19 protein-coding genes are annotated in these 19,993 nt (G+C 67.3%); 5 read left to right on the top strand and 14 right to left on the bottom strand.

The features are described 5' to 3' along the window. Positions 1-21 precede the first annotated feature (21 nt). Positions 22-1,107, top strand: coding sequence for an NAD-dependent epimerase/dehydratase family protein (locus GD627_RS10500; protein ID WP_152272437.1), 1,086 nt, complete (start codon positions 22-24; stop codon positions 1,105-1,107). Between the two features lie 64 nt (positions 1,108-1,171). On the opposite strand, the gene GD627_RS10495 is transcribed toward GD627_RS10500, so the two are convergent. The 3 genes from GD627_RS10495 to lipB all read right to left on the bottom strand — a co-directional run bounded on the left by GD627_RS10495 (position 1,172) and on the right by lipB (position 3,763). Continuing rightward, the gene (locus GD627_RS10495) at positions 1,172-1,924 is read right to left on the bottom strand and encodes a DUF4191 domain-containing protein (protein ID WP_152272436.1); all 753 of its coding nucleotides are present in this window, start codon (positions 1,922-1,924) and stop codon (positions 1,172-1,174) included. A 109-nt stretch (positions 1,925-2,033) separates the two neighbouring features. Further along, positions 2,034-3,038, bottom strand: a complete 1,005-nt coding sequence (lipA, locus tag GD627_RS10490; protein WP_152272435.1) for a lipoyl synthase — start codon at positions 3,036-3,038, stop codon at positions 2,034-2,036. Beyond that, entirely contained in the window at positions 3,035-3,763 is a 729-nt protein-coding gene (gene lipB / locus GD627_RS10485) for a lipoyl(octanoyl) transferase LipB (protein WP_152272434.1), read from the bottom strand. Before lipB ends, lipA begins: the two co-directional genes overlap by 4 nt. A 142-nt stretch (positions 3,764-3,905) precedes the next feature. On the opposite strand from lipB, the gene GD627_RS10480 reads away from it, so the two are divergent. The 4 genes from GD627_RS10480 to crcB all read left to right on the top strand — a co-directional run bounded on the left by GD627_RS10480 (position 3,906) and on the right by crcB (position 10,622). Then, on the top strand, positions 3,906-5,867 hold the full coding sequence (locus GD627_RS10480; protein WP_194266027.1) for a serine/threonine-protein kinase: 1,962 nt from the start codon (positions 3,906-3,908) through the stop codon (positions 5,865-5,867). 46 nt (positions 5,868-5,913) lie between these two features. Further along, the gene (locus GD627_RS10475; RefSeq protein WP_152272432.1) at positions 5,914-9,510 is read left to right on the top strand and encodes a S41 family peptidase; all 3,597 of its coding nucleotides are present in this window, start codon (positions 5,914-5,916) and stop codon (positions 9,508-9,510) included. A gap of 276 nt (positions 9,511-9,786) precedes the next feature. Next, the gene (locus GD627_RS10470) at positions 9,787-10,248 is read left to right on the top strand and encodes a fluoride efflux transporter FluC (RefSeq protein WP_146362379.1); all 462 of its coding nucleotides are present in this window, start codon (positions 9,787-9,789) and stop codon (positions 10,246-10,248) included. Further along, positions 10,245-10,622, top strand: a complete 378-nt coding sequence (gene crcB, locus GD627_RS10465) for a fluoride efflux transporter CrcB (protein WP_146362378.1) — start codon at positions 10,245-10,247, stop codon at positions 10,620-10,622. The genes GD627_RS10470 and crcB overlap by 4 nt, the downstream gene beginning before the upstream one ends. 105 nt (positions 10,623-10,727) lie before the next feature. Here crcB and GD627_RS10460 read toward each other — a convergent pair whose 3' ends face one another. From GD627_RS10460 to GD627_RS10410, 11 genes are all read right to left on the bottom strand, one after another. Next, the gene (locus GD627_RS10460; RefSeq protein WP_152272431.1) at positions 10,728-11,657 is read right to left on the bottom strand and encodes an urea transporter; all 930 of its coding nucleotides are present in this window, start codon (positions 11,655-11,657) and stop codon (positions 10,728-10,730) included. Continuing rightward, positions 11,654-12,841: a HoxN/HupN/NixA family nickel/cobalt transporter gene (locus GD627_RS10455; RefSeq protein ID WP_210250488.1), complete on the bottom strand. Its 1,188-nt coding sequence runs from the start codon at positions 12,839-12,841 to the stop codon at positions 11,654-11,656. Before GD627_RS10455 ends, GD627_RS10460 begins: the two co-directional genes overlap by 4 nt. Before the next feature lie 14 nt (positions 12,842-12,855). Further along, on the bottom strand, positions 12,856-13,944 hold the full coding sequence (locus GD627_RS10450; RefSeq protein WP_152272429.1) for an urease accessory protein UreD: 1,089 nt from the start codon (positions 13,942-13,944) through the stop codon (positions 12,856-12,858). Beyond that, positions 13,941-14,576 (bottom strand): urease accessory protein UreG, encoded by a 636-nt coding sequence (gene ureG / locus GD627_RS10445; RefSeq protein ID WP_146362374.1) that lies wholly within the window; start codon positions 14,574-14,576, stop codon positions 13,941-13,943. Before ureG ends, GD627_RS10450 begins: the two co-directional genes overlap by 4 nt. Before the next feature lie 80 nt (positions 14,577-14,656). After that, a complete protein-coding gene (locus GD627_RS10440) occupies positions 14,657-15,346 on the bottom strand; it encodes an urease accessory protein UreF (protein ID WP_152272428.1) in 690 nt (229 codons plus the stop codon). A gap of 9 nt (positions 15,347-15,355) precedes the next feature. Next, positions 15,356-17,080 (bottom strand): urease subunit alpha, encoded by a 1,725-nt coding sequence (gene ureC / locus GD627_RS10435; RefSeq protein WP_146362372.1) that lies wholly within the window; start codon positions 17,078-17,080, stop codon positions 15,356-15,358. Then, positions 17,080-17,526, bottom strand: a complete 447-nt coding sequence (locus GD627_RS10430; RefSeq protein WP_152272427.1) for an urease subunit beta — start codon at positions 17,524-17,526, stop codon at positions 17,080-17,082. The genes ureC and GD627_RS10430 overlap by 1 nt, the downstream gene beginning before the upstream one ends. A gap of 61 nt (positions 17,527-17,587) precedes the next feature. Beyond that, positions 17,588-18,496: a hypothetical protein gene (locus GD627_RS10425; protein ID WP_152272426.1), complete on the bottom strand. Its 909-nt coding sequence runs from the start codon at positions 18,494-18,496 to the stop codon at positions 17,588-17,590. Continuing rightward, a complete protein-coding gene (locus GD627_RS10420) occupies positions 18,493-18,798 on the bottom strand; it encodes an urease subunit gamma (RefSeq protein WP_146362369.1) in 306 nt (101 codons plus the stop codon). The genes GD627_RS10425 and GD627_RS10420 overlap by 4 nt, the downstream gene beginning before the upstream one ends. Before the next feature lie 241 nt (positions 18,799-19,039). Next, the gene (locus tag GD627_RS10415; RefSeq protein ID WP_146362368.1) at positions 19,040-19,468 is read right to left on the bottom strand and encodes an OsmC family protein; all 429 of its coding nucleotides are present in this window, start codon (positions 19,466-19,468) and stop codon (positions 19,040-19,042) included. A gap of 81 nt (positions 19,469-19,549) precedes the next feature. Beyond that, positions 19,550-19,897, bottom strand: coding sequence for a hypothetical protein (locus tag GD627_RS10410; RefSeq protein WP_146362367.1), 348 nt, complete (start codon positions 19,895-19,897; stop codon positions 19,550-19,552). Positions 19,898-19,993: the final 96 nt, after the last annotated feature.

The following is a 19,993-nucleotide window of genomic DNA, read 5'->3' as shown; positions in this document are numbered from 1 at the left end:
CGCATCTGGCAGATTGCGGGTATGAAGCTGCTGATCCTGGGCGGAACCGCCTGGCTCGGACACCAGACAGCCCTTTCCGCGCTGTCCGCAGGCCACGAGGTCACGTGTGCGGCGCGCGGAACGTCCGGCACGGTTCCTGACGGTGTCCGCTTCCTGCCGGCGGACCGGGAGGACGACGGCGGCCTGTCCGCCGCTGCGCAGCAGGAGTGGGACGCTGTCATCGATGTATCCCGCCAACCGGGGCAGGTCCGGCGGGCCGTCCGGGACCTGGCGCCGTCGGCGGGGTTCTACGGGTTTGTCTCCACCGGCAACGTGTACGCGAGCCAAAAGGAGTTCGGGCAGGATGAGGATGCCCCGCTTCTGCCGCCGCTGACGGCCGAGGTGATGGAGGGAATGGACAGTTACGGGCAGGCCAAGGTGGCCTGCGAAGCTGCTGTCACTGCCGGCTTCGGTCCGTCACGCCGGGCGATTGTGCGCTCCGGACTGATCGGCGGGCCAGGGGATCTCTCCGGGCGCAGCGGCTACTGGCCGCTGCGGTTTGCCCACGCCGACGGCGCCGAGGGCCGCGTCCTTGTGCCCGACGCGCCGGACCAGCCCACCCAGCTTATTGACGTCCGGGACCTGGCGCGGTGGCTGGTGCAGGTGGCGGAAGAGCGGACGGCCGGGGTGTTCAATGCAGTGGGGGAGACGGTCCCGCTGCAGCAGCATCTGGCTCTGGCAGCGGCGGCGGGCGGGGAAGCACCGGGCGCGGCCGAAGCTGATGCTTCCTTCCCCGGTGCCGGGCCGTCGGTCCTTCCGCGTTCGGCCGTGCCTGCCCCGGGCGGCTGGCTCCTCGGGCAGGGTGTCCGGGAATGGTCCGGTCCCCGATCGCTGCCGCTGTGGCTGGCGGACCCGGACTGGCACGGGATGAACGCCCGGTCCAACGCCCGGGCAACTGCTGCCGGGCTCCGGCTTCGTCCGCTGCAGCAGACCCTCACCGACACGCTCGCCTGGGAGGAAGCGGCCGGCGTCGAACGTTCACGGGGTGCCGGGCTCACCCGGGAAGAAGAATGCGCCCTGTTGGCCCGGCTCGACGGCGCGGACGTGTTCCTGCCGGGGCCGGTCTGAAGGCAGACAAAAGGCCCCCGAACTGAACTGGTCAGAAACAGGGGCCCTTTGAAAGGAAGATCGGCTAGCGTCCGCGGGTTGCCTTGCGGTCCGGACGGGCGCGGTACGGGTCAATACCCTTGGGGATGGGAAGCCGGGTACCGAGCGCCGCAAGCCGCTTGTTGACGGTGGCGACTTCCTGCTTCGTCAGTTCCTTCGGCAGCTTCTTGGCCGTGGTGGCCACCTTGGCCAGCGGAACCTGTCCTTCGCCGCGGCCGGTCTGGATAACGGTGACCGGGACCTTGGGGACAATCCGGTTCATCCGCCGGCGTTCGGCGTCGGCCAGTGCCTTGGCCCGGGCGGGCGAGCCTTCGGTGACCAGGACGATGCCTGGCCGGCCGATGGCGCGGAAGACGGCTTCCTGGGTCCGCGGGTTCACGGCGACGGGCTGTTCCTCAAGGATCCAGCCGCGGCGCAGCACGCTCAGGGCAGCACCGGAAGCTCCGGGCTGGCCTTCGATCTGCGAGAACGCCGCACGTTCGGCCCGGCGGGAGAGGATGAACATCGCCGCCAGCAGGCCGAGCGGGACGGCGATGATGAGCATCGTAATCCAGTTGTCGATCAGGAAGCCGATCAGCAGGCCCAAGGCGATGATGCCGATGAACGCGCCGAGCATCAGCCACACTACGTTGGGATCATTGCGCCGGGTCATGGTGAAGACCTGGGCAATCTGCTTCATGCGCCCGTCCTTCTTGGGCTTCTTTCCCCCCTTCGGCTTGCGGGAAAAGAGGCCTTTGCGGGCGCTCTGGGATGCGTCTGAATCGGTGCTTTTGGCCATAATGAGTTCATTCTACGTGATGCGGACGTGCGGTCATGAAGCGCGTGCAGCGGGGCGGAGCAGTCCGGCGTGGCGGCTGGCGGGATGAATGCCCGGGCTGCGGGGCCGGCTATCTGCGGGCAAGGATGGAGGAGGCTTCCTGAAGCGTGCTCCCGGAATCCTCGATGTGGGCCAGCTGAGGGGGCAGTTCCCGGCCTTTGCGGCGCATGGCCCCGGCCCAGAGCCGCCCGGCGCGGTATGAGGACCGCACCAGCGGACCGCTCATCACGCCCAGGAAGCCCAGTTCCTCGGCTTCGGTGCTGATGTCGACGAATTCCTGGGGCTTGACCCAGCGGTCCACCGGGAGATGGCGTTCGCTGGGGCGCAGGTACTGGGTGATGGTGATCAGATCACAGCCGGAATCCCGCAGGTCCTTCAACGCTCCGGAAATCTCCTCCCGGGTCTCACCCATGCCCAGGATGAGGTTGGACTTGGTGACCATGCCCATGTTCTGCCCCTGGGTGATGACGTCGAGGGAGCGTTCATAGCGGAAGGCGGGGCGGATGCGCTTAAACAGTCGGGGAACCGTCTCCACGTTGTGGGCGAAGACCTCGGGCAGGGCTTCGCAGATGTCGATGATGTGCTCCACCTTCCCGGAAAAGTCGGGAATCAGGATCTCGACGCCGGTGCCGGGATTCAGCTCGTGGATCTTCCGGATGGTTTCGGCGTAGAGCCAGACACCCTCGTCCGCCAGGTCGTCGCGGGCCACCCCCGTGACGGTGGCATAACGCAGGTTCATCTTCTGCACCGACCGGGCCACCTTCGTGGGCTCCATCAGGTCCAGCGGTGAGGGCTTGCCGGTGTCGATCTGGCAGAAGTCGCAGCGCCGGGTGCACTCGGACCCGCCGATGAGGAAGGTTGCCTCACGGTCCTCCCAGCATTCGAAGATGTTGGGGCAGCCGGCCTCCTCACAGACCGTGTGCAGCCCTTCCTGTTTTACCTGCTTCTTCAGCTCCACGTATTCCGGGCCCATGTTTACCTTGGCCTTGATCCATTCGGGCTTGCGTTCCACCGGAACGGCGGCGTTGCGCTGTTCGATGCGCAGCAGGCGTCGTCCTTCAGGGGCGAGGGTCACAGCAGGGCTCCTTTCGGCCGGACGCCGGCGGGGAGGGCGCCGGTGCCGGAGAGGTCTGTCGAGGGGGTGGTGCCGGTCAGGTCCGTTTCGCGGGCAGCAAGTTCTGCTTCAATGCGGGCGACGACGTCGGTCGGGGCCACCGTGTTCCCTGTTTCGAGACTGATCGAGGTGGTGCCGGCATCGGTGATGCCGCAGGCGATGATCTGGCTGTAGGGCGCCAGGTCATTGCTGCAGTTCAGGGAGAAGCCGTGCATGGTGATGCCTTGGTGGACGCGGATGCCGACGGCGGCGATCTTCCGGTCCGGAACTCCGTAGGGCAGCCCGTCTCCGCGGACCCAGACACCGGAGCGCCCTTCGATCCGGGCGCCGGTAATCCCGAAGTCCGCCAGCACGCTGATGACCGTTCCTTCCAGAGCATCGACATACGCCCGGACAGCGGACGGATCAGCGAGCTTCAGGATCGGGTAACCCACCAGTTGACCGGGGCCGTGCCACGTCAGTTTCCCGCCGCGGTCCACGTTGATTACCGGGGTGCCGTCGAAAGGGCGCTCGTGCGGCTCGGTACGGCGCCCTGCCGTATAGACCGGAGTGTGCTCAAGCAGCAGTACCGTGTCCGGTGCCTTGCCCTCGTGTACCTGCCGGTGCAGCTGCTGCTGGAGATCCCAGCCTGCTGAATAATCCACGTAGTGCGGAGCCAGGCCTACGCGGGTGAACTCCAAAGCCATGGCCCCTAGCCTAGACCCCCGCGGACGTAATGTAGACCACACTCTGCCTTGGCCGCCGTCGGCGGGGCCCGGCAACCGCGAAGTGCGCTATTACCCTGTGGATAACTGTCCGGCGGCGCCGGGGGAGGCTAAGACTTCCGCTATGGAGAGAATCCCGCCGACCGGCCCGCCCGATGACGCCTACGCCTGCCGGGGAGGCACGCCGCCGCCCCTGCCGCCTCCTGCACCGGAGGTGCCGGGCTTCCGGGTGGACCGGCTGCTGGGCGTCGGGGGCAGCGCTGCAGTCTGGCTTGTCCTGGACCCCGACGGTGCCCGGTTTGCCCTGAAGGTCCCTGCCCGCCGGGAACAGGCGGCAATGAACGCGTTTGGTGCCCGGCGCGAAGGAAACATCCTGTCCCGGCTGGAACATCCCCACCTGGTCAAGGTGCACAAGGTGGTGGACACGGACCAGGGTGCGGGGCTGGTTGTCGCCTATGCGCCCGGCGGCAGCGCTGCGGGGCTGGTTGCAGCACGGGGTCCTATCCAGCCGGGAGAAGCCGTCAGCATCCTTGTGGGGATCGCAGGCGCGCTGGGATACCTCCATCAGCGGGGCACGGCCCACGGGGACGTATCGCCCGGGAACATCCTCTTCACTTCCGAGGGCAGGCCGCTGCTGGCGGACTTCGGCTCGGGCAGGCTGCTGGGTGAACCCGGTACCGGACATCCGGGGACTCCCGGCTTTGCCGCTCCCGGGCGCAGGGAAGGAAGAGACGCCGGGCTGGGGGCGGCATCGGATATCTACGCGCTGGCCGCGGTGGGGTGGTTTCTGCTGACCGGACGTGTTCCTCCGGCCAGCCGGGTGCGGCCTCCGCTGCCGATCCTGGTTCCGGGGGTGGGCCGGGAGCTGTCCGCCCTGCTGGAAGCGGGATTGGCCGAAGATGCCGACCAGCGGCCCGACGCCGAACAATTCGCCGCTGCGGCCTACCGTTGCCTTCCTGCCTTGCCCGTTGACCTGGTGGCTGCGGTCCACCCGGACGTCCATCCCGAGCTGTTGACCCGCCGGACAGGATCGGCCGGTTCCGGCGCTGGGGGACGGGGCGCCGGAGGATGGAAGGGGCGGTGGCGCCTCCTCGGACGGCAGCGCGGAGGCGGTGCTGCCGGAAGGCTGGAGGGGAGGCGGGACCGGGAACGCAGAGACGGGCGGAGACCGGAGGAGGGGCCGGAACAGCCGCAGCCACGGCGTCGCCGTCACGGGGGCAGCGGAGGAGGCTCCGCTGGGCCGACGGCGCGGAGGAGGTCTGTGCGGGGAAACCCTGTGCGGGGGAGGTCTGCCGGGAGCGGCAGGCCGGACCCTCAGGGGGCACCCGGGGGCGGGGTACGGGCAGGCGGCCGCCGTCAACCGTCCACGGTCCGGTTCCGTGGGCCCGGGATGTTTCCGGTCACCGCGGCCGCGGTGGTGGCCGTGGTTCTGATACTCGCGGTCATAGCGCTCGCCGCCCCTGAACTCCTGCGGGCCGGCGGCGCCGCCGTCGATGCCCGGGACGGTTCCTCCGGCAATTCCCGGGGTACCGCCCGGGACGCAGCAACGCTGGCCGCACCCGCAGCCTCCCCGGCGGAACCCGCGGAACCTGCGACGGAAGAAATAGCGGTGGAGTCCCTGCGGGCGGAAACCGCTGCCGAGGATCCGGCACGTGCCCTGGCGGCGCTCGCCGAACTGCGGACGCGGGCCTTCACCGGTGCGGACCCGGCACTGCTCGACCATGTTAACGCTCCGGGGTCGGAAGCGCAGCTGGCCGATCAGGAACAGGTGGGCCGGCTGGCCGCAGAAGGCCAGACCTTGGCCGGGCTGGTCATGACAGTGGACGTGCTGCAGCGCCTCGGGACAGTGCCGGCGGAGACAACAGTGCCGGCGGAGCCAACAATGCCGGGGCAGCCCGTCCGGCGGGAGGCACCGGAAGCCGGGTCTGCCGAATTGCGCGTGCGGATGCAGGTCTCCGCCTACACGCGCGTTGACCGCACCGGCGCAGTTCTCCGGCACGAGCCGGCACAGCAGCAGGAAGTGATGCTGGTGCTGGTGCGCAGTGAGGGGATGTGGCGCATCAGCCGGGTACTGGCTCCGTCATGACGCAAAAAGCCAACCGTGCGTCCATGGCGATAGATAGGATCGTCCCATGAGTCCAACGTCATACCTTCGTTACCCTGACCTGCACGGGGATCTCCTCACTTTCGTCGCTGAAGACGATGTCTGGATGGCTCCTCTGGACGGCGGCCGCGCGTGGCGGGTTTCCGCCCTCCAACTGCCGGCGCGCAGCCCGAAGTTCTCCCCGGACGGGACGAGGTTGGCGTGGCAGGTGGTCCAGGGCGGCGCGCCGGAGATCGTCACCGCCGACGTCGACGGCGGCAATTTCCGGCAGCTGACCTTCTGGGGCAGCCAGAGCACGCGTCTGAAGGGATTCAACGCTGCCGGTCAGGTGATTGCTACCTGCTCGGTGGAGCAGGAGGACAACAGGCTGCGCTGGGCATTTGCCGTTCCCCTCGACGGTTCGGCTCCGGTCAAGCTGCCGTACGGGCCCGTGGAGACCCTGGCGGAAGGGCCGGCCGTCGGCGATGAACGCCCGATGGTGATCGGCAGCCTGCTGACGCGCGAACAGGCCTGGTGGAAACGCTACCGCGGCGGAACCGCCGGAAAGCTCTGGATCGATGCTGACGGCAACGGAGAATTCCTTCGGCTCGTGCCCGAGTTGGACGGCAACCTGTCAGACCCGATGTGGATCGACGGGAGGGTGGTCTTCCTGTCTGACCACGAAGGCTACGGCAACCTCTATTCGGTTACCCCGCGGGGCGGGGATCTCCGCCGGCACACGGACTTCGAAGGCTTCTACGTCCGGCATGCGTCTTCCGACGGCAGCCGGATCGTGTTCGAATCGGCGGGCCGCATCTGGCTGCTGCCTTCCCTGGACAGTGAAGCGCAGCCCGTGGATATTTCCCTGGGCTCGGCCGGCACTGCCCGGCGGCCCCGTCCGTTGGATGTTTCGAAGCATCTTGCGGAGGTCGTTCCTGATGCCACGGGCACCGCAAGCCTGGTGGAAAGCCACGGCACGCTGCACTGGCTGACCCACCGGGATGGTCCGTCACGGGTGATTGAAGCGGACTCGTCTGTCCGCGCCCGGCTGGGCCGGCCGTTGGCCGGATCCCGTGCCGTCTACGTGGCGGATCATGACGGTGAGGAAGCCATCTATATCAGGGATGTCTTCGAAGACGCTGCCCTGGACGCCGCCGCTCCGGCGGACGGGGGCGGACAGTCCGGCGGAAAACCGGCCGGGCCCGGTGGGAGCAACGGTTTTGTGCTGCCCCGCCCGGTTTCGGCAGGCGGTGCTGCCGCTCCTTTGGGCGGTGTCCACACGGAGGAAACCCGGACCGGTGCCGGGTACCGGGATGCCCCGGCGGCCGAGGCCCCCGGCGGTGCGCGTACCACCGGTGCGGGCGGAACCGCCGGCCCTGTCCGTGTCGGGTTCGACCGCCCCACCCGTGTCAGCCAAGTGGTTCCCAGCCCGGACGGACAGCGTGTGGGAGTGGCCACTGAATACGGTGAAGTCTTTGTGCTGAACGTCGCGCGGGCAGAACTTCTGCCCGTAGCCGCGTCCGAGTTCGGTGCCGTCGACCAGCTGGCGTTCTCCCCGGACTCGCAGTGGCTGGCCTGGGCGGAACCATCCAGCGCTGAAGGGCACTCCCGTATCCGCCTCCGGTCCGTGCTGGACACGGCGGCTCCGGCCGTCGACGTCACCGACGGCCGGTTCACCGACCATGATCCGTCCTTCACCACCGACGGCCGCTATCTGGCCTTCCTTTCGGAGCGCAGCTTCGATCCGGTGTATGACACCCACCGGTTCGACCTCAGCTTCCCGGCTTCCACGAAGCCGTTCCTGGCCGCGCTGGCAGCCGGGACACCCTCGCCGTTCGGCCCGTCGGTATCCGGGACTTCCGTAGCTGCAGCGGGCGGCGCGTCCGGGGCATCCGACGGGGTGAAACCCGGCACCGCGGAGAAAACCCCGGACGGCACCGTTGCTCCCGTGCGGGTCGATGCCGAGCGCATCGGTGACCGCCTGATTGCAGTTCCGGTTCCGCAGGGGCGCTATGCGAAGCTCCGGACGGCGGAAGGGTGCCTGCTGTGGCAGGCCTCGGACCTTTACGGCGTCACGGGCGACGGCCGGGCAACGGCGGTGGACAGGGACCCGTCCTCCCGTCTGGAACGCTTTGACCTTGCGAAGAAGGACGTCTCCGTTCTGGTCCCGGCGCTGGACGACTTCGAAGTCAGCGGCGACGGCACCAAGGTAGTGCTGCGCCACGAGGGCGGCGTCCGTATGGTGCCGGCAGCAGCCCGGGTGGAGGACGATTCGGCGGAGAACGTCCGCGTGGACCTGGAGCGTATCCGGGTCCGGATAGATCCGGTGAAGGTGTGGGGCCAGGCATTTGACGAAGCGTGGCGGCTGCAGCGGGACTTCTTCTGGGCAGCGGACATGGGCGGATTGGACTGGACGGGCGTCCACGCCCGGTACCGTCCCCTGGTGCAGAACCTGGGCAGCCATGACGACCTGGTGGATTTGCTGTGGGAAATGCACGGCGAACTGGGCACGTCCCATGCCTATGTCACTCCGGCTCCGGTCACCGAACAGGGCTCCGGCGGACAGGGCTTCCTCGGCGCCGATCTGCGCCCGACAGCCGGCGGATGGGAGGTGGTCCGGATCCTCGGTGCTGAATCTTCGGATCCGCAGGCCACCTCGCCGCTCAGTGCCCCGGGCGCCGACGTCCATCCCGGCGACATCATCGCCGCCGTGGACGGACAACCGGTTCCGGCGGCGGAAGGACCGGCAGTCCTGCTGGCCGGCGCCGCAGGCCGGACCGTGGAACTGACGGTCGTGACCACAGACGATGACGGTGTGCCGTCCCGGCGCCGGATCGCCGTCGTTCCGCTGCGGAGCGAGGAGCGCCTGCGGTACCAGAACTGGGTCAGCGCCAACCGCCGCACCGTCCGGGAAGCCTCCCACGGCGAGTTCGGCTACCTGCATATCCCGGATATGGTGGCCAACGGCTGGTCGCAGCTGCACCGGGACCTGGACCAGGAAGCGTCCATGAAGGCCCTGCTGGTTGATGTCCGGCGCAACCGGGGCGGACACACGTCCCAGCTGGTTGCCGAACTGATCGGGCGGAAAGTCACGGCCTGGAGCGTCCCGCGGGCAGGCACCCCCACTCCTTACCCGTCCCACGCTCCGCGCGGACCGGTAGTGATCCTCACTGATGAATTTGCTGGATCCGATGGTGACATCGTTACCCAGGTTTCCAAGCTGCGGGGCATCGGCCCGGTGGTCGGCACGCGTACGTGGGGCGGCGTCGTGGGAATCGACGGACGCTTTGATCTGGTGGACGGAACCGTGGTGAACCAGCCGCGGTACGCCTACTGGTTCACGGGCGGCGTCGGCTGGGACGTGGAAAACCGCGGCGTGGAACCCGACATCGAAGTGGCTTTCCCGCCGCATGCCTATGTGGCCGGCGAGGATCCGCAGCTGGAACGCGGTGTGGGTATCCTGCACGAGATGCTGTCCGAGCTGCCGACGGACGAGCCGCCGGCCATTTCCGGGTACCGGACACTCCAGCCTGCTCCGCTGCCGAAGCGCCCCCAGGCACAGGCCCCGGACGCCGGCCCGGCGGTGCCGGCACCCGTCAGTGAGGGTGCCTTACCGGACGCTGCGGGCAGGGACGGCCGGCGCTAGGGACGCCGGGACAGCACCGCGGGGCACTCCGGCACTCCGCGGTGCCTGCCGGGTCCGGGCGCTTTCCGCGGCCCTCGCCCGGTCAGCGTTGAAGGCAGTCCGCCGCACGAGTAACCTCGCTTAGATGGGAACTTCCCCGAATCCTCCACTGCAGCGCCCGCTCGCTACCGGCGTTCCTCCGGTCCTGACTCGGCAGATCCTTCGGCAGGTCCTCCGGCAGCCCGGGGGTTTCGCTGAGAAGCCCGGCACGGATACCACACGGCCTCGGAGCACGAAATGAGTGCCGGCAGCCGCCCGGCATATCTGCGCGGGGCCGCTATCGCCCTCGTCTTCCTCGGCGGCGGAGCCGGTGCCGCCAGCCGTGAGGGACTTTCGCTGCTTATCCCGAACCTCGGCTCGGTGCCGGTGGCCATCCCGATCATCAACATCGTGGGCGCCTTCCTGCTCGGCTACCTCTATGAAGCGGTCACCCGCCTGGACAAGTCCCGACCGACCGGTGCGAACCTCAAGCTGCTGCTCGGCACCGGGTTCTGCGGCGGCTTCACCACGTACAGCTCCCTGGCGACGGATACCGCCGTGCTCTTTCGCGACGGGCTGCCCTGGGTTGCGCTGATCTACGCCCTGGGCACGGTGCTCGTGGGCGCCTGCGCCACGTGGGCGGGTATCGCCATTGCCAGTGCCGTCAATGCCCGGGGCTCGGGCCGGCAGCACAAGAACAACCAGGAGGACGCGTCATGACCCCCGGGATCTTCCTCCTTCTCGCACTGGCCGGCGGGCTCGGCGCCACGGTGCGGTTCATCGTGGACGGACTCATCCGCGCACACCTGAAGACGTCGTTCCAGTGGGCAACAACGATCATCAACGTTTCCGGCTCCCTCGTGCTGGGCTTTCTCACCGGCCTCACCATTGAGCATTTTGTGTCGACGGACCTCAGTATCGTGATCGGCACCGGGTTCCTCGGCGGTTACACCACCTTCAGCACGGCAAGCTACGAAACGGTGCAGCTGATCAAGCAGGGCCGCTACGGAGCGTCCTTCATCAGCGGTATTGTCATGCTCGTGCTCTCCGTCGCCGCCGCCGTCATCGGCCTGTGGATAGGTGCGGAGCTCTAAACCCCTCAACGCCGGCACCGGGGGACCGACGTATCTCCTGTCACGCCGGACGCCGGTCGGGAGGGTGCCGCGCCCCCACTGCGGCCATACGGGCGCGCGGCAGGATCACGTCCGCTTGGCCCCCGGAAGGTAATGGGCAATGACCAGGAACACCCAGGTGGTGAGGATGTACGGCCACGTGTAGGTGGGGGCGTTGATGTCATGCATCAGCAGCGTCACGACGGCGGTCACCACGGTGCCAATCACGGCGAGTACCCAGGAAAGCGCACTGCTTCGCAGGAAGACCACCGCGAGGGCAATGGCGGTCAGCACACCGGAGTAGCCGGCAAGGCCGTTCGCGGTCTCGGTGAGGCTCTCGCCCATCGCCAGCGCGCACAGGCTCCCCACCACGCTTCCGAGCACCCCGGCAAGCCCTACCTTCCAGCTGGCCACGAACAGCCCGAGCAGAATAAGCGCCCCCGACCACTCGTTGTTGACCAGGACCACCTCGGACACATTGGTTAGCAGGGAACGTGCGAAGGCCACCGCATCCGAGTCGATGGTGGTCGACGGCGCCCCGTTCACGTGGAGTGCCTCCGTGCTGAGCAGTATTCCGGTGGCGACGATGCAGAACGGCGCCGTCGTCGACGGCAGGTTGAAGACTTTCAACGGAGTCTTCGTGAAGAGCGTGACCACCAGCCATGTCACGGGGGCGCAGAGCAGACCGCCGATCAGCGCAATCGGATAGGCAGCCCACTGACCGCCGATGGCCGCGTAGGTCCCGGCCCCGACGAGGGCGCCGCAGAACCCCTGCATCCCCGACGCCACTGACGACGTGTCGGCCCTAAGCAGGCGCCCGCCCAAGGTGTTTGCCGCGCAGCCGATCAGCACGAGCAGTGCCATGCGCCAGTCGGCCACGGCGAAGGCCGCGAGAATCAGCAGCGCCGTGAAGACGTTGCTTTGGAAGAATATCTGCGAAAGCCCCTGGCACCAGCCCTTCAGCCAGTCCGTGCCTGAGATGGACGGGCTCGGTGCGGCCGCACTGGCGCTGCTCACGTCGGTTCCTTTCCCGGGGCGTCGTCAGGCGCCGCCCCTTTCGCCGGCCTCTCTCCAAACTCCGTCCCGCCGGGCCCGGCCGCGCCGCCCCCGCCGCCGCCGCTCGCAAGCGCCCATCGCTCCTCCACGTGTCCCAGCCGCCAGTAGGCAGTGGAGGTCAACCAGACCAGCACCAGCGTGGCTACGACGATGTAACCCACATTCTCAAGGTCAATGCCGGCCACCCACCCGGTGAGCGGGTCCCGCAATCCGAGTTTCTCGTTCAGGAGCCCGACCAGCTCGATGCCGCCGATCATGACGGCAATCATCACCGAGAGCCCGGTGATGGTGAGGTTGTAGTACAGCTTGCGAACCGCATTGACGCTGGCCCAGCCGTAGGCTTTCACCATGACGGCAGAGTCGAGCGTGTCGAACAGACTCATGCCGGCAGCGAAGATCAGCGGCAGGCAGAGGATGGCGTACCAGGGCAGTCCCGTGGCCGCCCCCGTTCCGGCAAGCACCAGCAGGGCGATTTCGCTTGCGGTGTCGAAACCGAGCCCAAACAGGAAACCGACGGCGTACATCTTTCCCGGCCGGTCGATGGTCCGCAGCATCGGCCGGATGAGGCGGCTGATAAGGCCCCGGCCCTGCAGATGCCGCTCCAGCTCCAGCTCGTCGAGGTCACCGTTGCGTGAGGCCCGCCAGACCTTGAGGATCCCGATGAACGCGACGGCGTTGATGAGTCCGATCAGCAGCAGGAAGACTCCGGAAACCATCGTCCCGAACACGCCCAGGCCGTTTCGCACCTCGTTGCCGTCACTGCTGAGCCCCACGGCCCAGCTCACTCCGAGCGCCAGCAGCGCCGCCATGAGGAAGACAATGGTGGAGTGCCCCAGGGAGAAGAACAGCCCGACTCCGGCGGCCGGCTTGCGCAGGTCGACGAGCTTGCGGGTGGTGTTGTCGATCGCTGCTATGTGGTCGGCGTCGAAGGCGTGCCTGACACCCAGCACATAGGCCACCACGGCAATGCCAACCCCGAAGACGGAGGAACCCAGCTGCAGATGCAGCGGCTCGACCAGGAAAAAGAACAGCCCGAAACCCACAATGTGCAGGAGCCCGACCGGAATGAAGGCGAGAACCACCTGCGCCCGGTAAGAGCGCCCCGGCGTCACCTCCGCCTCCTGAGCGTTCGACTGTTTGTCCACCGTTGGTCCCCTCTCTAGCTCTTTCGAATCACGGGTGCCTGCCGCCCGGTCAGCAACTCGTGCACGGCGGACGCCGCGGCTGTGTTCGCGGCCGCCACGGCCACGGTGTCGTTGCCCACCAGACGCATCCACACGCCTGTATCACCGGGCAATGTGCTCACCCCGAAGACCAGATCGCCGCCGCTTTCACCGACAGCCCGGAGCAAAGTGTCCGCGAGCAGGGCTGTCGGAGCGCGCGGGGTGAAGACGTAGAGCATTGCGAGTACGTCATGGCCGGCAAGCACATCGAGCCCGTTCACGCCGGCGCCGCCCGCTCCCGACCCGGGACTGAGCCGCACCCGGTCCAGGGCGACCAGCCGGCCGTCCGGACGCCGCACCTCCAGATCGGAGGCATACAGGTCGTAGGCGTGCCGCTCCCCGCGGGCGAGCCTGCCCGCGTACAGGGTCTCGCCGAGCAGCAGGGTGGCTGACTCGTCGATCACCACAGAGGTCTGCTGGTAGAAGCGGGAATCGGCGAAGGGCACAACGGGCTCGGGAAGATACTCCACGTAGGCGTCGTCATCCACCGTGAGGTTCACGATCGCCGAGGCATAGTCGTGGGCCATGCGGTAGACGCGCGTTTGCGTCTGCGTGGTCACATACGCCGACGTGCCGGGACCGAAACTCATGTCGGTGCGCAGCCGGTCCCCCTGCAGGATGCCGCCGCCCGACGACATTAGGTAGGTGTAGGCCATGTCGGGGCGCAGCGGGTTGAAGTAGAGAGGATGCATGATCTGCAGCGGCGACTTCTGGTAGTGCTGCACCAGCTCGGTGCGGTCCCGGTTGCGGGCGAAGCCGAGCTGCAGAACGCCCACCTTCCCCGGGCTGCCAACGGGCAGGTTCTGCCACGCCTCCTCCGTATGCCGCAGCACCTCGGAGGGCACCCTGGCGGGCTCATAGAACTCCGGTTCGAGCCGGTAGCCGCCCGCGCCGGGTGCCCGTGCGTCGGTCCGGGGTGCCGGCCGTACCGGAGACGGGCCTACCCGGGCGACTCCGTCTGCGCCCGTTGCGGCATCCTCTGCGGCAACCGGCGTGTTCCGGGGTTCCGTCGCTCGTAACGTCATCCGATGAGCTCGGTTCTGGCACCGTTCCACTGCGTCATGATCTGCCGGTGGAGTTCATCGACGCCGAAGCCCGTGAGGGAGTTGGTCAGCACCACTGGCCTGTTTTCGCGCACCCGGTGTGCGTCGGACTCCATCACGTCGAGGTCGGTGCGGACGTACTGCGCGATGTCGATCTTGTTGATCACCAGGATGTCGCTGTCGGTGATGCCGGGACCGCGTTTGCGCGGCATCTTCTCGCCCTCGGCGGTGTCGAGCACGAAGACGAAGACGTCGGCCAGCGCCGGCGAGAAGGTGAGCGTCAGGTTGTCACCGCCCGACTCATAGATGAGCGTGTCAATCTCGGGAAACCGTTCCAGCATCTCCGCACCGACGGCCAGGTTCATGGTTGGGTCATCACGCACGGCCGTATGCGGGCAGGACCCGGTCTCAACACCCACCACGCGCTCGGGGTCAAGGATGCCGGCCAGTTCCCTGCGGACATGGTGGGCATCCTCCTGGGTGTAGATGTCATTGGTGATCACGCCGGGGGTGCGGCCGGCCTCGATCAGCAGCGGCACCAGTGCCTCCGTCAGCGCGGTCTTACCGCTGCCCACGGGGCCGCCGATGCCGATCCTCAATACGTTCTCGCTCATTGGTTCCTTCTTTCCGGTGAATCTGCGTTTCGGCGCCGGTGGCGGCGCCGCAGTGTTTAGGTAGCTCGTCGAAGCGGGCCTCAGCTGGCGAACAGCCTCGCCTCGGCCCGCTCATGCCGGGCGGACATGATGTCTGCCATGGGGGCGCAGCCGCCAAGGTCAGCGAGATCGCGCTCGAGGGCTGCCTCCGTCGCCTGCTCGATCACCCCGGCCGTTTCAAGCAGGACGGCCTGTGCCTGCCGGTGGTCGGTCAGGCGCAGCCGCAGGGCGGCTCCGACAAAGCTCGCCGAAAAGGCAAACAGATCCGATGCCACGGAGTCACGGGTCGATACCCCGTTTGCCGCGTACACAACAGCTGCCGCAACCGGTTGGCAGCCGGGTGTGCTGTGCAGCCGCACCCTCCCGGCGTATTCGGCGAGCAGGGCGTGGTCGGTCAGCTCGGCGCCGAGATCGATCAGCTGGTGTCCGCTGCGCACGGACGCGGTGCGCATTTCCGCATTCAGCTTGGAAGCGAACAGCCGCTGGTCGATCTCCTGCACCAGCTCGACGTCGCCGTCGCCGGCCGCCCGGTGCGCCGCGGCCAGGGCCGTTGCATCCGAAGGCCCCACGGAGTGCAGCAGCAACCCGGCCAGCAGCGGCTGCACTCCGTCACGGGACACCAGGCGGGCCTGGCTGTATCCTTCCAGCCCGTGCGACATGGTGTAGAAGCCGCTGGGGAAGGCCGAGTCCGCGAACTGCAGGCTCGTCAGCAGCTGGCGTACATTTGCCATGCCGCGGCCCTAGGCGAGGAAGAACAGCTGGGTCATCGGCAGGGACTGGGCCGGCGGGATCGTGGCCAGCGTGCCGTTATACGTCACGTCGTACGTCTCGGGGTCCACCTCGATGACCGGCGTCGCGTTGTTGCGGACCATGTGCTCCTTGCCGATGCCGCGGCAGCGGTGCACCGGCAGCACCTGGCTCTCCAGCCCGAGCCGCTCCGGCACGCCCTTGTCGATAGCCGCCTTCGACATGAAGGTCACCCGCGTGCTCTGCAGGGCCTTGCCCTGCGCGCCGAACATAGGGCGGTAGAACACCGGCTGCGGGGTGGGCAGCGAGGCGTTCGGATCTCCCATCAAGGCCCAGTTGATCAGGCCTCCCTTGACGATCAGCCGGGGCTTGGCAGCGAAGGATTGGATCGGCCAGAGCACGATATCGGCGATCTTTCCCTCTTCCAGCGAGCCGATGTAGTCGGACACGCCCTGGGTGATGGCTGGGTTGATCGTGATCTTGGCGAGGAAGCGCAGCACCCGGAAGTTATCGTTGTCGCCGCTGTCCTCCGGCAGTGGGCCGCGCTGGTCCTTGCAGTGGTGGGCGATCTGGAAGGTGCGCATAAACGATTCGCCGATGCGGCCCATGGCCTGGGAATCGGACGAGACCATCGAAATGATCCCTTCATCGTGGAAAACCGTCTCCGCGGAAATCGTCTCGGCCCGTACCCGGGAATCCGCGAAGGCGACGTCCTCGGGGACGTCGTGGGAGAGGTGGTGGCAGACCATCACCATGTCGAGCAGCTCATCCACCGAATTGACGGTGTACGGCAGGGTCGGGTTCGTCGAAGACGGGAGCACGTTCGGGTGGCCGGCCACCTTGATGATGTCCGGGGCGTGGCCGCCGCCGGCACCCTCGGTGTGGAAGGTGTGGATGGTGCGGCCGTCGATGGCGTCGAGGGTGTCCTCCACATAACCGGCCTCGTTGAGGCTGTCTGTATGCACCGAGATCTGCACGTCGTAGTCATCGGCCACGGAGAGTGCGTTGCTGAGCGCAGCCGGCGTCGTGCCGTAGTCCTCGTGTACCTTGAGTCCGCATGCGCCGGCTTCGACCTGTTCTATCAGGGCATCGGGCAGCGAGCCGTTCCCCTTGCCGAGGAAGCCCATGTTGACCGGCATCCCTTCGGCCGATTCCAGCAGCCGGGCGAGATTCCAGGCGCCCGGAGTCGTGGTGACGCCGTTGGTGCCGTCGGTGGGTCCCGTGCCGCCGCCGAAGAGGGTCGTGATGCCGTTGGAGAGGGCGGCCAGCGCCTGTTCCGGCGAAATGTAGTGCACGTGCGAGTCGATGCCGCCGGGGGTGGCGATGAAGTGCTCGCCGGCCAGCAGTTCGGTCCCGGGGCCCACCACCAGGCGCGGATCCACTCCGCTCTGGGTATGCGGGTTGCCGGACTTGCCGATACCGGCAATCTTGCCGTCACGCACACCGATGTCGCCCTTAATGACACCCAGCACCGGGTCCAGGATGATTGCGTTGGTGATCACCAGGTCAAGCACGCCTTCCGCGGCAGTCGCCTGGGGATCGGCCGCCATGCCGTCGCGTGCGGTCTTGCCGCCGCCGTAGACGACCTCGTCACCGTAATGGCCCTCGTTGTAGTCCTTCTCGATCTCGATCACCAGATTGGAATCGGCCAGGTGGACCCGGTCTCCGGTGGTTGGACCAAAGAGATCGGTATACTGCTTGCGCGAGATTTTCGCCATCACTTCTTCCCCTCTTCTGGGCGGCCCGTTTGCGCTGCAGGGCCCGCATTGTTTGCACTGGGTTTGGAGCTCGGTTTTCCGTCCTGGAATCCGAGTTCCTTCATCCGCGCCATGGCCCGGATCTTCGTTGCCGCAGAGTCGAGCCCGCCGTCGACGAGGTTGTTGAAGCCAATGACCCGCCGGTTTCCGGCGTACGCGGTGAGGGTCACCTCGCGGGTGTCACCTGCTTCGAAGCGGATTCCGGTACCTGCCGGCACATCGAGGTGCATGCCGTAGGCCAGTTCGCGTTCGAACAAAAGCGCCTTGTTGGTCTCGAAAAAGTGAAAATGCGAGCCGACCTGCACGGCCCGGTCGCCGGTGTTGCTCACCAGCAGGGTGACGCTTGGCCTGCCGGCGTTGATCTCGATGTCTTCTTCGCGGTGGTGGTAGGTAGGGCTGCCCAGCATGGTTGTTCCTTCCCTGGCGGCGCAGCGTCGCTGCACGCGGTGTGTTTAGATGCGATTCCGGTCAGCTCGTACCGATCGGGGTGGGGTGGTGGGTGTGGCCGCCGGCCGCTCCGTGGCTGTGCGTGTGGGAGGCGCCGTTGGACTCCTCAAAGGCATGCGAGTGGGCGTAGCCATGACCGTGGTCCGCCGTCAGGCCGGCTTCGATGCCGGTGCGGCCGTGGCCGAGGTTGTGCAGGGCGTCGCGCACACGCTCACCGATGACGCGGAGCACCGCCTGCTCGCCGAGCAGGGGTCCGTAGAACCCGGCGCCGGCGAAACCGTCTTCCCCGAACGGCACGGCCTCCCCGTGAACGCTGGCCGTCCGCCGGAATCCTGCCGGAACGAGGACCGTTTCCGTGCTGCCGAGCAGCCGCAGCCGGCGCAGGGCCGCCAGGAGCCCGCCCGTGTCCTCGACGGTGGCTGTCTCCACCGGATTCCCCGCCCCGTGCGTACGGACCAGATGCGCAATCCGGTAGAGCTCGGCGTCGTCAAAGGGGTTGGCAGCATCCGCGGTGATCAGGACCGCGGCGCGGGGCGCGCGCCGGTGCACGGTGGCGGCGGCGGCCCGAAGCCACGCCGTGAGGTGGTCACCGGTGCCAAACGGGTCGGCCAGGGCCAAAGGCGGCGCAGCGGCCTCGCGGGACGTCGCCCCCGCGCTGAGCCACCGAAGGGTCTTGGCGGCATCGGCCACAAGGGTCGGGTTGCGGCCGAAGGTCATGGGCAGCACGACGACGGGTGCGCGCCCGGCCCCGCTGCCGGGCCCCCCGCTCAGCTGAGTGAGCATATTGTGCAATGGCCGGCCGGCAGCGGAGATGCGGGCGTCCGGAAGAGCCCCCGTCAGGAATGACAAATCCGTCCCGTTGCCGCTTTCATGTCCGCCGACCAGCACCACCGTCGCACGCGGTTCGGCGGGCCGGGTCAAATCAATCACACCCCGATGGGATCGTGGCAGGAGACGAGCTTGCTGCCGTCAACGAAGGTCGCCTCGACCTGCAGCAGCGGCAGGCGCTCCCGCACACCGTCCATGCACTGCCCTTCGGAGACGATGGTCTTGCCCAGTTCCATCACCTCGGCGACGGTCCGGCCGTCACGTGCGCCTTCCATGATCGCCTCACAGATGAGGGCGGTGGCCTCGGAGACGTTCAACTTGGTTCCCCGTTCGCGCCGCTTGCGGGCCAGATCAGCTACTTGGTACACGTACAGCTTGTCTATTTCTTTGGGCGTGAGGTTCATTGCTCCACCTTTAGACGCAGTTGCGATGGGATCGAAAGCGGTCTCCGGCGTAGTCTCCGGGCTCGCCTCAAACCGAGGCTACGCGCCCCGTTCAGCGGCCAACACCCTGCCGGCCCGGACCGGTCCTGTGCAGCGGTAATTAGGTCCGGCCCGGTCACGGCCGGTCCCGAAAACAGCGCAGAGCGGCCCCTGTTCCGAAGGGGAACAGGGGCCGCTCTGCGCTGCTTTTCGGGCGCGAATCCTAGGATTCGAGAGTGGCGTCCAGGGTGATGGTAATGCCGGCCAGTGCCTGCGAGACCGGGCAGCCGCTCTTGGCGGCTTCGGCGATATCCGTGAACTCCTCGGCGGTGAGGCCGGGAACAACGGCGGTCACCTTGAGCCGGCTTTCGGTAATGCCGGTGCCGGGCACAAAGGTGACGTCCGCGGACGTTTCAATCCGCTCGGCGGTTTTGCCGGCCTCGGCCAGGCCGTTGCTGAAGGCCATGGAGAAGCAGGCCGAGTGTGCGGCCGCTATGAGTTCCTCGGGGCTGGTCTTGCCGTTGGCCTCCTCGGCCCTGGCCTTCCACGTGACGTCGTAGGTTCCCAGGCCGGAGGAATCCAGGGTGACATTCCCCTTCCCGTCGAAGAGGTTGCCGTTCCAGACGGTGTGGGCTGAGCGGACTGTAGCCATGGGGGTCTCCTTAAAACAGGGATGGGACGGGGCCGGCAGAAGCCGGCACACCATCCCATCCTATTTCCGCAGTTGTGCGGACTACCACATAGTGGCTACGGCAATGTTGACGATCGCGAGGATACCCACGCTGTTGGCCAGTCCGGAAGAGACCTTTTCGTCCTTCTTGTAGCGGCGCTGGCCGATGAAGGCGAGTACGGCGATAACGAGGGCAATCAGCAGCTTGATGCCCACCTTCAGGTGGTTCACGTCACCGTCCCCGGCTTCGTTCAGACCCACCAGGGCCAGCCCGGTGACCAGCTGGAGCAGGGCACCGTGGAACTGGCCGGGCAGCACGGTCGGATTCTTGATCCGTGCGAACCAGAGGCCAACGATGATTGCGGCACCGAGGATGTGCAGGAAAACAAGGAAGCTGTGAAGGATGTCCATACTCCCAGCTTACTGACGCACTGTCAGCTTCAATGCCGGATCAGCGGCCGCGCGCGTAACTTTTCTACAACATGTAGAGAAAATCACGGAGGGCGT

It is taken from the genome of Arthrobacter yangruifuii, from assembly GCF_009192775.1.
Lineage (GTDB): Bacteria > Actinomycetota > Actinomycetes > Actinomycetales > Micrococcaceae > Arthrobacter_B > Arthrobacter_B yangruifuii.
The sequence above is the reverse complement of the archived record's forward strand: the minus strand, read 5'-3'. Positions and strand labels throughout refer to the sequence as shown.